Origin of the sequence: Olleya aquimaris (assembly GCF_003259525.1) — a bacterium.
Taxonomy (GTDB): domain Bacteria; phylum Bacteroidota; class Bacteroidia; order Flavobacteriales; family Flavobacteriaceae; genus Olleya; species Olleya aquimaris.
In genome coordinates this window covers 34,117-49,306 of sequence record NZ_QLLO01000003.1, presented here as the reverse complement: position 1 = coordinate 49,306, position 15,190 = coordinate 34,117, and the positions used below count along the sequence as shown (strand labels likewise).

The window sequence follows — 15,190 nt, the reverse complement described above, 5'->3', positions numbered from 1 at the left end:
AGTCCTTTAATAATACTTATAAATGTACTAATTTGGCATAGTTTTTAGTTGTATAGTTAAGTACACCACAAAAAGCCTATTTAGTATATGCAAAAATTACACGCCCTCATCTTATTTTTAGTATGTGTTAGCTTTATTCAAGCTCAAGATACTCCAAATCCTTTATTAGACAAAAACCCTAAAATGCAACAAAAATGGGTGGATAGTGTCTATAATGCAATGTCTTTGGATGAGAAAATTGGACAATTATACATGGTTCAGGTGTTTTCTAATCAATCTCAACAAGAAAAACTTAATATAGTTAATCTTATTAGAGATTATAAAATTGGAGGATTAATCTATTCTAAAGGTGGACCTGTAAGACAAGCTAAATTAAATAACGAGCTACAAGCAGCTGCAAAAACACCATTACTTATAGGTATGGATGCAGAATGGGGTTTAAGTATGAGACTAGACTCAACGTATGCGTTTCCTTGGAATATGACCCTTGGAGCAATTAAAAACAACCAGTTAATAGAACAAACAGGTCGTCAATTAGGTGAGCATTGCAAACGTCTTGGCGTGCATTTTAATTTTGCACCAGTTGTAGACATTAATACAAATCCAAACAATCCTATTATAGGTAATCGATCTTTTGGAGAAGATAGAGATAACGTTACAGACAAAGCTTTAGCTTTTATGAAAGGTATGCAAAGTGCAGGCGTTTTGGCAAATGCAAAACATTTTCCTGGTCATGGAGACACAGATGCAGATTCTCATAAAACCTTACCAACCGTTAATTTTGATGAAAAACGAATAGATTCAGTAGAATTATATCCTTACAAGAAATTAATTAAAGAAGGTTTGTCTAGTGTAATGGTAGCCCATTTAAACATTCCAAGTTTAGCTTTAAGAGAGGGCTTTCCTTCGACATTATCAAAAAATATTGTAACAGATATTTTAAAAGAACGATTACAGTTTAAAGGTTTAATTTTTACTGATGCCTTAACCATGAAAGGTGCTGCAGATTTTGTAGAACCTAACATTGATGGAAACAAATCTGGCAATTCAACTACTGGAGGAGGCATAGATTTAGCTGCTTTTTTAGCGGGTAATGATGTCATGTTAATGTCTGAAGATGTTCCTGCTGCAATAGCAAAAATGAAAGTAGCTTTTGAAAACGGAATTATATCAGAACAACGTTTAGCACATTCGGTTAAAAAGATTTTAATGGCTAAGTACAAAGTTGGATTACATAATTATAAACCGATAGGAACCTCTAATTTAATTTCAGATTTAAACAGAATTAAAGATGATGCCTTATATGAAATGTTAATAGAAAATGCTATTACCATAGCTAGGGACACTACAAACCAATTGCCATTTAGAAATCTGGAAACTAAAAAAATCGCTTATGTTAAATTGGGTGATGATGATGGTTCTTACTTTGTAGAAGAATTAAAAAAATACACTAAAGTGCATGAGATTTCTGCTTCAACTTTAGACCAATTAATCACAAAGCTTCAAGCGTATAATACGGTTATAATTGGTTTCCATAAATCTAATGATAGTCCATGGAAAGATTATAAATTTTCAAACCAAGAACTAGTTTGGCTTCAAGAAATTGCTAGAAATAACAATGTTATCCTCAATGTATTTGCTAAACCCTATGCACTTTTAGACCTAAAGACAGTTGCTAATATAGAAAGTGTTGTAGTAAGTTATCAAAACAGTAAAATAGCTCAAGAGAAATCGGCTCAATTATTATTTGGAGCTATTCCTGCTCGTGGAACTTTACCTGTATCTGCTGGCCAATTCTTTACAGTTGGAGACGGTAAACAAGCCAATAGTTTAGACCGTTTAGGGTATACCATCCCAGAACGCGTAGGTATGTCTAGTTATGCTTTACAAAAAGTAGACTCTATTGCTAATCACGCTGTTAATGCTAAAATGACACCAGGTATCCAACTGATTATAGCAAGAAAAGGAAAAGTAATTTATAATAAAAATTTTGGCAAACACACCTACGAAGGAAACCAATATGTCAAGTTTGATGATGTGTACGACGTCGCATCATTAACTAAAATTGTTGCGACATTACCTTTATTAATGGAATTGGAAGAGCAAGGTATAGTTTCATTGGATACTAAGCTTTCAGAAATTATTCCGCAGTACAAAAAGTCTAATAAAAAGGATGTAACCTTAAAAAAAATGTTGTCGCATTATGCACAACTAAAACCTTGGATTCCTTTTTATTATAAAACTTTAGATACTACTACCAGCAGACCTTCTGCTAAATATTACAGAAAAAATAAAACTAAAGGATTTTCTATAAAGGTTATGCCAGATTTGTATTTAAGAGACGATTATAAAGACTCTATTAATACTATAATTAAAGACACAGATTTACTATCTAGACTTAGATATAGATATAGCGATTTACCATACTATATCTTAAAACAATACATAGAATCGCACTACAATAAGCCATTAGACGAGCTAACAGAAGACCATTTTTATAAATCGTTAGGTGCTAATAACACCATGTACAATCCTGCAGAAAAAATTAGTAATACCAGAATTGTACCCTCAGAAAACGACGATTATTATCGTTATCAAAAAGTACAAGGTTATGTGCATGATATGGGAGCAGCCATGCAAGGTGGTGTAGGTGGTCATGCAGGTGTATTTAGTAATGCTAATGATATTGCCAAAATCATGCAATTATTTTTGCAAAAGGGATTTTATGGAGGTAAACGCTATTTTAAAAGTGAAACATTAGACAAGTTTAATACTTGTTATTATTGCGAAAGTGATAATAGAAGAGGAGTTGGATTTGACAAACCACAATTGGGTGATGCTGGACCAACCTGTGGTTGTGTTAGCATGACAAGTTTTGGGCATTCTGGATTTACAGGAACCTATGCTTGGGCAGATCCAGAACAAGAAATTGTTTACGTGTTTATGGCTAACAGAACCTATCCAACGTCCAAAGGTCCTAACCAATTACTAAGAGAAGATATTAGAACTAATATACAAGCAGCTATTTATGAAGCTATTATTGATTAATTACAACAGTATTTTATTTTTGCTAAAATGTAATGAATCAAGAATTTATTAGACTATAAAATATATTTACAGAGTTTGTTATGGCAATTTTAACTGCATACAACTTACAACTAACTACTAATTATTTAAAATGAAAATAGGCATTGTTTGTTATCCAACTTTTGGAGGAAGTGGAGTAGTCGCTACAGAACTGGGATTAGAACTCTCTAAACGTGGACACGAAATCCATTTTATAACCTATAATCAACCTGTTAGATTAGAATTATTGGGTAATAATGTACATTTTCATGAAGTTAACGTACCAGAATATCCATTATTTCACTATCAACCTTACGAGTTAGCTTTATCAAGTAAATTAGTAGACATGGTAAAACTTCATAATATTGAAGTGTTGCACGTACACTATGCTATACCGCATGCTTACGCTGCTTATATGGCTCAAAAAATGTTAAGAGAAGATAATATTTATGTTCCAATAGTAACTACATTACATGGTACAGATATTACTTTAGTTGGTAGTCATCCATTTTACAAGCCAGCAGTAACTTTTAGTATTAATAAATCTGATGCTGTAACTGCTGTATCACAAAGTTTAAAGGATGATACACTACGCTTATTTGATATTAAAAATGACATTAATGTGGTGACCAATTTTATAGATATCAATAAATTTAATCATGATTTTACAGATTGCCAACGCGCAATGATGGCAACAGATGATGAAAAAATTATCACGCACATCAGTAACATGAGAGAGGTTAAACGCATACCTGATGTAATTAATATTTTTTATAATATTCAAAAAGAAATTCCTGCAAAACTCATGATGGTAGGTGAAGGTCCAGAACGTGAACCAGCAGAACGATTATGTCAAAAATTAGGAATAAGCGATAAGGTGGTGTTTTTTGGTAATAGTAACGAGATTGACCGTATTTTATGCTTTTCAGATTTGTTTTTATTACCAAGTAAAACAGAAAGTTTTGGACTATCTGCTTTAGAAGCTATGGCGTCTGGAGTTCCTGTAATATCAAGTAATACAGGAGGAATACCAGAAGTTAATAAAGAAGGGTTTTCAGGGTTTTTAAGTAATGTTGGAGATGTAGAAGCTATGAGCAAAAATGCGCTTCATATATTAAAAAGCGAAGCGGTCTTAAAGCAGTTTAAGACTAATGCTAAACTACAAGCTAAAAACTTTGATATTCATCAAATTGTTCCCAAATACGAAGCGATTTATCAAGACACATTAAATAAATGTCAAGTTTTAAATTAAACACATAAAAAAAAGCCACCTGATCAGGTGGCTTTTTCTATATCTAAAATATTATTAAAATCTAAATCTTACTCCTAATGCAATATCAAAATCTAAGTCGTCTCTAAAATCTCCAAAACCTAATTCAGGTCTAAAGTCTAAAGATAACTGTAACGGAATATCAAAATTATACTCAATACCAATGTCTCCAGCTGCAAAAATAAACGTTTCGTCATCAAAGTTTTTGTTGTCAAAGCTGTAAGAACCAACTCCACCACCAACTCCAGCGTACCAATTAAAATCACCATCTAAAACCCAGACCCATTGGTAGATTCCTGTAAGCTTAAATCCATCATAACTATTTCCAGATCGCCAACCTAAATCAGCTTCCAATCGGTTATTGGACCCTAAGGCACGTTGATAAGAGATTTCCGCTCCAAAACCATCACTATCACCAAAACGCAGTCCAATAGCGTTATCCGATATGTCTTGTGCATAAGTACATGTTGCAAATCCGAAAATTGCAATAGCAAACAAAAATAATTTTTTCATAATTTATTGTTTTAAGTTTAGTAAAATTAATATACGAAATATAACGCTAAATAGATGTAATAATATATTAACTTATTATAAATTTGAAGTCTTAAATTATATGACTAATATTTCCACATCATTACTTCAAAATTTAGAGGCCTCACTAGATGGTTCGTTACATTATGACGATTTATTAAAAACGTTGTATGCAACAGATGCATCTGTGTATAGGATGTTACCATTAGCAGTAGCTTACCCAAAAAACAAAACAGATATTAAAAAGTTAATTGCGTTTGCTAAAGCTAATAACACCTCATTAATTCCGCGTACTGCTGGAACATCTCTTGCTGGACAATGTGTTGGAACAGGAATAGTAGTTGATGTATCTAAGTATTTTACTAAAATAATAGATTTAGATATAGAAAATAAAAGAGTAGTTGTAGAGCCTGGAGTAGTTAGGGACCAATTAAACAACTATTTAAAACCTCATGGATTGTTTTTTGGACCAAATACCTCTACCTCTAATCGCTGTATGATTGGTGGAATGGTTGGTAATAACTCGTCTGGAACCACATCTATAAAATATGGTGTTACTAGAGATAAAGTGATCCAGTTGCACACCATTTTAAGCGATGGAAATGAAGCGGTTTTTAAATCTTTAACTACTGAAGAATTACAAAACAAGCTAAATCAAGATGATTTAGAAGGACAAATTTACAAGCAGTTACATACAGATTTATCATCAAAAGATATTGTAAATGAAATAAAAACGCATTTCCCAAAACCAGAAATTCATAGAAGAAACACAGGTTACGCAGTTGATGATCTTTTAAAAGAGGACGGATTTAATGTATCAAAATTATTAGCAGGAAGCGAAGGAACTTTAGCTTTTACAACTCAAATCACCTTACAATTAGACGATTTACCTCCAGAGCATCGTGTGATGGTTGCTATGCATTTTTCATCAATTGAAGAGTGCTTAAAGGCAGTCATTCCAGCAATGAAGCACGATTTGTTCACCTGTGAGATGATGGACAAAACCATTTTGGACTGCACAAAACATAATAAAACTCAAGAAGAAAACAGATATTTTATCCAAGGTGATCCTCAAGCTATTTTAATGTGCGAAGTACGCTCTAATTCTATTGAGGAAGCAAAACACAAAGCCAATCAATTAATTACAGCAATAGAAAAAACTAAACTTAGTTATGCAAACCCTGTTCTAATTGAAGAAAACATTGATAAAGCTAACAACTTACGTAGTGCTGGATTAGGTTTATTGGGTAATATTATTGGAGACAAAAAAGCGGTTGCTTGTATAGAAGATACTGCTGTAGCTTTACCAGATTTAGCCAATTATATTAACGAGTTTACTGCTTTAATGACTAGCTATAACCAAGATGCAGTCTATTATGCACACGCTGGAGCTGGAGAAATTCATTTACGACCAATTTTAGATTTAAAAACTGCTGAAGATGTTGTGTTGTTTAGAAAAATAACTTCAGATGTTGCGCATTTAGTCAAAAAATATAATGGGTCTTTTAGTGGCGAACATGGTGATGGAATTGTAAGAGCAGAGTTTATAGAATTAATGATAGGTAGTAAAAACTATCAATTATTAAAACGAATTAAACACACGTTTGATCCTGATAATATTTTTAATCCAAGAAAAATTGTGGGTGCCTTCCCAATGGATAAAAACTTGCGTTATCTACCAAATAGAGTAGAGCCTGAAGTTAACACTTTACTTGACTTTTCTGCATCACAAGGTATTTTGCGTGAGGCGGAAAAATGTAACGGTTCTGGTGATTGCCGAAAGCTTCCAGAATTTGGTGGTACTATGTGTCCAAGTTACAGAGCCACTAGAAACGAGAAAGACACCACAAGAGCACGCGCCAACGCGTTACGTGAGTATTTGACTCAATCAGAAAAGGCAAATAAATTTAATCACAAAGAACTTAAAGACGTTTTTGATTTATGTTTAAGCTGTAAAGCTTGCGCTAGCGAGTGTCCAAGTAGTGTTGATGTTGCTAGTTTAAAAGCAGAATTTTTATACCAATATCAAAAAGAAAACGGAGTTTCAATTAGAACAAAATTATTTGCTTATAACAATAAATTAAATCAATTAGGAAGACAATTTAAAGGGGTTTCAAATTTTATGTTTTCTAACGGATTAACTTCAGCTTTAATCAAAAAAAGCTTAGGTGTAGCACCAAAACGAAGTTTACCTTTATTGTCAAGTATTAGTTTAAATAACTATTATAAAAGTATTAAAAATCAATTAGTTAATAATGATTTTATTAAAACGGTATATTTGTTTAATGATGAATTTACCAACCAACTAGATTCAGAGATTGGTCAAGATGCTATTCAACTTTTAACTGCTTTAAATTATAAACTAGAACTAATTAAAAGTGAAGAGTCAGGTCGTGCTTTTATTTCAAAAGGACTGCTTGAACAAGCTCAAAAAGTCGCAAATCAAAACGTTAATATTTATAAAGATTTAATTTCTGAAGAAACGCCTTTAATAGGTATAGAACCTTCAGCAATACTAACGTTTAAAGATGAGTATCCAAGATTGTGTAACGACAAAGTTTCAGCGAAAGCTATAGCAAAACACACCTTTTTAATTGAAGAATTTATTTCTAATGAAATTGCAATAGGAAACATCAAGCCTGAGCAATTCACATTACAAGAAAAAACCATTAAATTCCATGGTCACTGTCATCAAAAGGCGCAAAGCAATCAAATACATAGCTTTAACGTATTAAATCTTCCTAAAAATTATAAAGTAACACTAATCCCAAGTGGCTGTTGTGGTATGGCTGGAAGTTTTGGTTACGAAAAAGAACATTACAAGGTAAGTATGCAAGTAGGTGAACAAACTTTATTTCCTGCAGTTAGAAAAGCTCCAGAAACCACTGTTATAGCTGCAAATGGTACCAGTTGCAGACATCAAATCAAAGATGGCACTCAACGTGTGGCATTACATCCTATTTCAATATTAAAGCAAGCTTTAATAAAATAATTGCTCATTAGAATAATTCAGTTTTGTTAAGCTTTATTTTATGTTTACTTTAGCGTAAACAAATTATTTTATGGCTGGAAATAGCTACGGAAACTTATTTAAATTAACCACTTTTGGAGAATCACATGGAGTTGCAATAGGTGGAATTATCGATGGATGTCCTCCAGGAATTACGCTAGATTTTGAAGCTATTCAAAAGGAGATGAATAGACGTAAACCTGGTCAGTCAGCTATTGTTACACAGCGTAAAGAGCCTGATGAAGTCAAATTTTTATCTGGAATTTTTGAAGGTAAAACTACTGGTACTCCTATTGGTTTTGTTATTGAAAATGCCAATCAAAAATCACACGATTATTCGCACATCAAAGACAGTTATCGTCCAAGTCATGCAGATTATGTATACGACAAAAAGTATGGCTTTAGAGATTACAGAGGTGGAGGTCGTAGTTCTGCTCGCGAAACCGCAAGTCGTGTAGTTGCTGGTGCAATTGCTAAGCAAGTTTTAAAAGATATTAAAATTCATGCGTTTACCTCTTCGGTTGGCGATATTTTTATTGATAAACCCTATCAAGATTTAGATTTTTCTAATATTGAAAGTAATGATGTGCGTTGTCCAGATTCAGCTACTGCTGAAAAAATGATAAAACGCATCAAACAAATCCGTAAAGAAGGTGATACAATTGGAGGAACCATTACTTGTGTGCTACAAAACGTACCAATAGGTTTAGGCGAACCTGTTTTTGATAAACTTCACGCCGAATTAGGAAAAGCTATGTTGTCTATTAACGCTGTAAAAGGTTTTGAATATGGTAGCGGATTTTGTGGTGCAAAAATGAAAGGCAGCGAACATAACGACCAGTATAACTCTGATGGCACTACAAAAACCAATTTATCTGGTGGTATACAAGGTGGAATAAGTAATGGAATGGATATTTATTTTAGAGTCGCTTTTAAACCTGTTGCTACACTAATTCAGAAATACGAAACCATAAATAAAGAAGGAGAAAAAGTAGAAATGCAAGGAAAAGGAAGACATGATCCTTGTGTTGTACCAAGAGCAGTACCTATTGTTGAAGCTATGGCTGCATTGGTTTTAGCCGATTTTTGGTTGTTAAATAAAATGTATTAACGAATTCCTGCGAAAGCAGAAACCTCTTAAGTATTAGTTTGAATTTAGAAGAGAAAAATAAAATAAAACGAAAAAATGAACCATTAACAAATTCAGAGTGGTTGACATTTTTCTTTTTTCCTTTTAATAACATAAATTCATTGAATTTAATGAATACAAACAAATTCAATAAGAAAGAGGAATTTAGGTTTGAAAAGTTTGGGTTTGACAAAAAACTTAAACAATCTGAAACTGCTCGCATTTTTGGGTATTTATTTTATGGCATACTTGCAATTATAATTATATTAATAAACTAACTAAAACAAGTGTTTTCGCTTTAGCGGAAACAAACATTAAACAATATGAAACTAGCATTACACTGGAAAATAATAATTGGAATGATCCTAGGAATTATCTTTGGATTTATAATGAATACCATTGATGGTGGTAGAGGCTTTGTAACCGACTGGATTGCACCTTTTGGGACCATTTTTATCAACCTTTTAAAACTTATTGCTGTACCTTTAATTTTAGCGTCTTTAATTAAAGGAATCTCCGATTTAAAAGATATTTCTAAAATTAAATCTATGGGTTTACGTACCATTAGTATATATATTGGTACCACTGTAGTTGCTATTGTTATAGGTTTAAGTATTGTTAATATAGTTAAACCAGGTGCAGGAATGCCACAAGAAACCATAGAAAAAATTAAAGAGACGTATCAAGGTAATGCAGATGTTATGATTGGTGAAGCCAAAGCCACTCAAGAAGCAGGACCATTACAACCACTAGTAGATATTTTTCCGAGTAATATTTTTGAGTCTTTTGCAGAACCTGCAATGCTTCAAGTAATATTCTTTGCTTTGTTTGTCGGAATTTGTTTGCTATTAATCCCAGAGAAAAAAGCAAAACCTTTAGTCGATTTCTTTGATTCTTTAAATGAAGTCGTCATGAAGATGGTCGATTTAATTATGTTATTTGCTCCTTATGCAGTGTTAGCTTTAATGGCAAATGTGATTATTGCTTTTGACGATACAACCATACTTGTTAAACTTTTAGGCTATGCAGGTTGTGTTGTTTTAGGTTTATTTTTAATGATTTGTTTCTATTTAATGTTAGTTAAAGTAGTAACTAAAAAATCACCATTGTGGTTTTTAAAACAATTTAGTCCAGCTCAATTATTAGCTTTTTCTACTTCTAGTAGTGCTGCAACATTACCAGTTACTATGGAACGCGTTGAAGAGCATTTAGGTGTAGATAAGGAAGTTTCTGGTTTTGTTTTACCTGTTGGTGCAACTGTAAATATGGATGGAACCAGCTTATATCAAGGGATTGCAGCTGTATTTATTATGCAAGTCATTTGGCCAGAAGGTTTAACATTTACTAATCAATTAGTAATTGTTGGTACTGCATTATTAGCCTCTATTGGTAGTGCTGCTGTACCAAGTGCAGGAATGGTCATGTTGGTAATTGTATTGGAAGCAATAGGTTTCCCAGCAGAATTATTGCCAATAGGTTTAGCGCTTATTTTTGCAGTAGATAGACCCTTAGACATGTGTAGAACTGTTGTAAATGTCACTGGTGACGCTACTGTATCCATGCTTGTTGCCAAGTCTTTAGACAAATTACACGACCCAAAACCTAAAGAATGGGATGATCATTATGAAAACGTTAAGTAAGCAGAGAACACATTTTTAAATAAAAAATGAAGTGAATCGCTTATACAGAGTGTCACACTCAACGTAGTCGAAGTGCAAAAAGTAAAACGCCTTTTATTATTAATTTTATAAATCTCATTTCTATTTTATCAAAAAATAGCTAACTTTATTAACTAACCACCAAAACCATAATTTTATGAATATTTGCTTTATCATGTATCCTTGGGAAGATATAGACCCAGAAAACGATACTAGTTTAGCGCTTATAAAAGAGTGTGTTAAACGTAACCATGGAGTTGCGACATGCACACCTGCTAATTTAACCATTAGAGATAGTGTAACCAATGCATTTTGCACTGTTGTTAAAAGAATGGATAAAACACCATCATCCTTAAAAGCGTTTTATAAAAAAGCAGAGTTAAGAGAAGAAATGCTTCCATTGGCTGGTTTTGATGCTATATTTTTTAGAGCCAATCCGCCTTTAGACCCAATTATGCTTAACTTTTTAGATTCGGTTAAAGATGATGTGTTTATTGTCAATTCGCTTCAAGGTATGCGTGAAGCTAATAATAAACTATATACAGCAGCTTTTGGTGATGCACACAGCAATATTATTCCTAATACACATGTATCTAAAAATAAAAAGTATTTAATTCAGCAAATTAAAGAAAGTAAATCCGACAAAATGATTTTAAAACCATTAAATGGTTTTGGAGGTTCTGGTGTTATATTAATAGAAAAATCTGCAATGAGCAACGTTAACTCATTATTAGATTTTTATATCAATAGTTCTGGCGACGGAAGTTCTAATTATGTGATTTTACAAGATTATATTGAAGGAGCAGATCAAGGTGATGTTAGAATTTTATTACTAAATGGCGAGCCTGTAGGTGCTATGAAGCGTGTTCCTGGAACAGACGATCATCGTTCTAATGTATCTGCTGGTGGAAGTGTACAAAAACATACATTGACTAAAGCTGAGAAAGCATTATGTAAACAAATTGGTCCTAAACTAGTTAAAGACGGACTCTATTTTGTTGGTATTGATGTTATTGGTGGTAAATTAGTGGAAGTAAATGTGATGTCTCCAGGCGGAATTACGTACATAAACAAAGTCTACAAAAACAAATATAAAGTTGAAGAAAAAGTTATAGACTTTTTAGAAAGTAAAGTATTGGACAATTTAGAAGCGTTTAACAGACGTTCTCGTTTACGAAAAACAGTAGATGAAGCCTGATAACTTATCTAGTAAATAAATATTAATAAATGTCAAAAGCAATTGAAGGATTTGGAGAATTAGTTTCAGTTGATTGGCTGAAAAATCATTTAAATGATGAGCGCATCATAATTTTAGATGCAAGTTTGCCAAAAGTTACTGGCAGTGCTTCAAAATTATTAGATAAGCAAATTCCTAAAGCGCGTTTTTTCGACATTAAAAATACGTTTAGCAATACGTCTTCAGAATTTCCTAATACCATTCCTTCAGAAATACAATTTGAACAAGCATCACAGGATTTAGGCTTAAATAACAATAGTATTATTGTTGTTTATGACAATGTGGGAATGTATTCTAGCCCACGTGCTTGGTGGTTATTTAAAACATTTGGTCATCAACAAGTTGCTGTTTTAGATGGTGGACTACCAGAATGGACCAAACGTGGCTACACCACTGAAAATATAATATCTAAACCATATATTAAAGGAGATTTTAAAGCAACTTACAATCCTAATAACGTGGTCTATTTTGAATCTTTAGATATGATTGTTCAAGACCCTAATTTTAAAATTATTGATGCACGTTCTAGCGACCGATTTAATGGATTGGTATCAGAACCTAGAGAAGGCTTGCGGTCTGGAACTATACCAAATTCTGAAAACTTACCTTTTGAAACTGTTTTAAATGATAATAAGTTTAAATCTCCTGATGAGATAAAAGTAGTTTTTAATCAATTAGCTACACCAAATCAACAATTAGTATTTAGTTGTGGTTCTGGTATAACTGCTTGTATATTAAGTTTAGCAGCAACTATTGCAGGATATAATAATAGTGTTTACGATGGATCGTGGACAGAATACGGAACATTAACAACAGCAACTATGGACAAACCTAATACATGGACTAAAGACGAATTATTAGCTTACATTTTACTATTTGTAGCACATTCAGATTTAGATGAAACTAGAAAAGAAAAAGATTATATCTTATCTAGAGTGGATAAAAAGGTATACCAACGTGTACATGAACGGTTTGAAGCGGATAATGACTACCAAAGTATTCAAAATATAATTGAAGGGGTCAAAACCCATGATTATTATCGTAACGATTTAGCCGATTTGTTTGCAGACATAAAGCTTATGGCTTTTGCAGATGGAGAAATGGATATTATGGAAAATATGGCTTACATCTTATTAAAGAAGATTTTAAAGTAATATGCAACGCTTAAGTATCAATCAAATAATCAATAAAATAAAAGCGGAAGAAACATTTCATGCTGTATCGGATGATTACTCGTTTACTTTAAAAATTGATAGTTATGTGCATTATGTTTGTGGTGCAGTGCATGATGGACATCAGTTTAGAAAAGAGCTATGGGACAACTGTCTGCATACCGAATATGAACGTTGGTACGAGGAAGATCCAGAAACCAAAAACATGGTGGCTTCACATCCTATTGTAATTGCTGGATTAGATTCACGTTTTGAGTATGATTTAAATCGCGCTCCAGAAACTGCTATTTATATTGATGCTTGGGGAAAACAACTTTGGAAAAACCCCTTACCAGAAGCCCAAAAACAAAAATCGTTAGACAAACATGCTAACTTTTATAAAGTGGTGAAAGCCCTAATACATACAATTGAAACCAAATTTGGTGTTTGTGTGGTTTATGATATGCACAGTTATAATTGGAAACGTTGGGATAGGGAAGTGCCAACCTGGAATTTAGGCACTGCAAACGTTGATAATGAACGATTTGGACTTGATATTGAAACCTGGCGACAAAGTTTAAGCGAGCTTGAATTACCACACGGAATACAAAGTACTTCAAAAATTAATGACACCTTTCAGGGGAATGGTTATTTTTTAAAATTCATTACTCAAAACTTTAAAAATACCTTAGTTTTGGCAACCGAAATTGCTAAAATCTATTGTGATGAGTACGATTACAATATGTATCCAGAAGTTGTTGCAGCAGTAGAGGAACAATTAAAAACACGATTAGTAACACATGCTAATGCTTTTTATAAAGCACATAGATAATGACAGAAACGTTAGAAAAAAAATACCAAAACCTATTTGATATAGATTCTAATTTAAACCGTTTGGTTAAAAAAATAGAACTACTCAATTATATCAATCCGTTAAATATTGAAAGCGAAAAAAAGCAATTTTACGCCTCAAAATATAATTACGAACCAAATTTTAAGTATCCTAAACAGCGTTTTAATGGATATAAGTTGCATAGATTATTTTTCTCACAACGTTTAGAACGCATCAAAAACGAAGAGATTAGAGCCCTATACAAAGATATTATCTACGAATATTCTGGTTTAATAGAATGTATCGAAACCATTGGTAAAGGACGAAAATTCTACTTTAACAGCTTAAAAAGTTTTGGTACACCAACTGAAAAAGATATTGAAAACGCTAAATTTATATTAAGATTTGATGATAGCGATTTTGAAGAAACGATGCTTCCGCTATACAATGTTGATGATGCAATTGCTTATTTTGAAGACTATTCTAAGCGTTATGATTTTAAATTCAATATCAAAAAATCCACCAATATTTCTGCAGCAGCTATGGTGCAAAACAACACACAGACTTTAGTTTTAAGTAAAAATCATAAGTTTAGTAAAAACCAATTAGCTGTCTTAGCTAATCATGAAATTGGTGTGCATATGGTAACAACCTTTAATGGCTTAGCACAACCATTAAAAGTGTTTTCTAATGGGTTTCCTAATAATGTCGAAACACAAGAAGGATTAGCTGTGTATTCAGAATACATGTCAGGATGTTTAACTATTACACGCTTAAAAGAATTGGCGTATCGTGTAATTGCAGTAAATAGTTTAGCTAAAGGATACAGTTTTTCTGCAACCTTTGATTTGCTTCATAACCAATACAAATTAAATCGAGACAAAGCATTTGTCATTACACTTCGTGTGCATCGTGGTGGTGGTTTTACTAAAGATCATTTGTATTTAACCGGATTAAAAAAAGTGTATGATTATGCTAAATCTGGAGAAGATTTAAATGTCTTATTAACTGGTAAAGTTACTTTAGAGTACAAAGATGCCATCTTAAAAATGCAAGAATTAGGTTTAGCAGTACCTTCTAAATATTATACAGATGCTTACCTAAACAATGATAATACCAATAAAAACTTCGATTTTATTTTAAAAAGTTTAAAATAAGAAAGCCTCAAAGTAATTATGTGGTCCATTAGCAAAATACTACGTTAATAGAAGGGTAGACAATGCCTTATACTAAAACTTGATCTGTTCCATACTAACAGAAGTATGGCTCAAGCTAACCTAAATACTTTGAGGCTTATATCAACCTC

The 15,190-nt window shown here is 32.6% G+C and carries 10 protein-coding genes; 9 read left to right on the top strand and 1 reads right to left on the bottom strand.

The genetic code is table 11. The features are described 5' to 3' along the window. The first annotated feature begins 87 nt into the window (after nucleotides 1-87). The gene (locus tag LY08_RS05145) at nucleotides 88-3,048 is read left to right on the top strand and encodes a glycoside hydrolase family 3 N-terminal domain-containing protein (RefSeq protein ID WP_111659384.1); all 2,961 of its coding nucleotides are present in this window, start codon (nucleotides 88-90) and stop codon (nucleotides 3,046-3,048) included. A gap of 130 nt (nucleotides 3,049-3,178) precedes the next feature. Beyond that, nucleotides 3,179-4,318: an N-acetyl-alpha-D-glucosaminyl L-malate synthase BshA gene (bshA, locus tag LY08_RS05140; RefSeq protein WP_111659383.1), complete on the top strand. Its 1,140-nt coding sequence runs from the start codon at nucleotides 3,179-3,181 to the stop codon at nucleotides 4,316-4,318. A 54-nt stretch (nucleotides 4,319-4,372) separates the two neighbouring features. Here bshA and LY08_RS05135 read toward each other — a convergent pair whose 3' ends face one another. After that, nucleotides 4,373-4,849, bottom strand: a complete 477-nt coding sequence (locus tag LY08_RS05135) for a hypothetical protein (RefSeq protein WP_111659382.1) — start codon at nucleotides 4,847-4,849, stop codon at nucleotides 4,373-4,375. A gap of 100 nt (nucleotides 4,850-4,949) precedes the next feature. Here LY08_RS05135 and LY08_RS05130 point away from each other — a divergent pair, with 100 nt between their 5' ends. The 7 genes from LY08_RS05130 (at nucleotide 4,950) to LY08_RS05095 (ending at nucleotide 15,041) form a co-directional block, all read left to right on the top strand. Continuing rightward, nucleotides 4,950-7,859, top strand: a complete 2,910-nt coding sequence (locus LY08_RS05130; RefSeq protein WP_111659381.1) for an FAD-binding and (Fe-S)-binding domain-containing protein — start codon at nucleotides 4,950-4,952, stop codon at nucleotides 7,857-7,859. Nucleotides 7,860-7,929: 70 nt separating this feature from the next. Next, nucleotides 7,930-8,988, top strand: a complete 1,059-nt coding sequence (aroC, locus tag LY08_RS05125; RefSeq protein WP_111659380.1) for a chorismate synthase — start codon at nucleotides 7,930-7,932, stop codon at nucleotides 8,986-8,988. A 341-nt stretch (nucleotides 8,989-9,329) separates the two neighbouring features. Then, the gene (locus LY08_RS05115; protein ID WP_111659378.1) at nucleotides 9,330-10,646 is read left to right on the top strand and encodes a dicarboxylate/amino acid:cation symporter; all 1,317 of its coding nucleotides are present in this window, start codon (nucleotides 9,330-9,332) and stop codon (nucleotides 10,644-10,646) included. 175 nt (nucleotides 10,647-10,821) lie between these two features. Further along, nucleotides 10,822-11,862, top strand: a complete 1,041-nt coding sequence (gene gshB, locus LY08_RS05110) for a glutathione synthase (protein ID WP_111659377.1) — start codon at nucleotides 10,822-10,824, stop codon at nucleotides 11,860-11,862. Between the two features lie 29 nt (nucleotides 11,863-11,891). Beyond that, complete coding sequence (locus LY08_RS05105) at nucleotides 11,892-13,055, top strand: sulfurtransferase (RefSeq protein ID WP_111659376.1); 1,164 nt, start codon at nucleotides 11,892-11,894, stop codon at nucleotides 13,053-13,055. A gap of 1 nt (nucleotide 13,056) precedes the next feature. Beyond that, the gene (locus LY08_RS05100; RefSeq protein WP_111659375.1) at nucleotides 13,057-13,884 is read left to right on the top strand and encodes an N-formylglutamate amidohydrolase; all 828 of its coding nucleotides are present in this window, start codon (nucleotides 13,057-13,059) and stop codon (nucleotides 13,882-13,884) included. Next, complete coding sequence (locus LY08_RS05095; protein ID WP_111659374.1) at nucleotides 13,884-15,041, top strand: flavohemoglobin expression-modulating QEGLA motif protein; 1,158 nt, start codon at nucleotides 13,884-13,886, stop codon at nucleotides 15,039-15,041. Before LY08_RS05100 ends, LY08_RS05095 begins: the two co-directional genes overlap by 1 nt. The last annotated feature ends 149 nt before the right edge of the window (nucleotides 15,042-15,190 follow it).

Coding starts and splice junctions, on each gene's coding strand:
- bshA (WP_111659383.1), top strand. CDS start 3,179: ATGAAAATAGGCATTGTTTGTTATCCAACTTTTGGAGGAAGTGGAGTA.
- LY08_RS05105 (WP_111659376.1), top strand. CDS start 11,892: ATGTCAAAAGCAATTGAAGGATTTGGAGAATTAGTTTCAGTTGATTGG.
- LY08_RS05095 (WP_111659374.1), top strand. CDS start 13,884: ATGACAGAAACGTTAGAAAAAAAATACCAAAACCTATTTGATATAGAT.
- LY08_RS05135 (WP_111659382.1), bottom strand. CDS start 4,849: ATGAAAAAATTATTTTTGTTTGCTATTGCAATTTTCGGATTTGCAACA.
- LY08_RS05130 (WP_111659381.1), top strand. CDS start 4,950: ATGACTAATATTTCCACATCATTACTTCAAAATTTAGAGGCCTCACTA.
- aroC (WP_111659380.1), top strand. CDS start 7,930: ATGGCTGGAAATAGCTACGGAAACTTATTTAAATTAACCACTTTTGGA.
- LY08_RS05145 (WP_111659384.1), top strand. CDS start 88: ATGCAAAAATTACACGCCCTCATCTTATTTTTAGTATGTGTTAGCTTT.
- LY08_RS05100 (WP_111659375.1), top strand. CDS start 13,057: ATGCAACGCTTAAGTATCAATCAAATAATCAATAAAATAAAAGCGGAA.
- LY08_RS05115 (WP_111659378.1), top strand. CDS start 9,330: ATGAAACTAGCATTACACTGGAAAATAATAATTGGAATGATCCTAGGA.
- gshB (WP_111659377.1), top strand. CDS start 10,822: ATGAATATTTGCTTTATCATGTATCCTTGGGAAGATATAGACCCAGAA.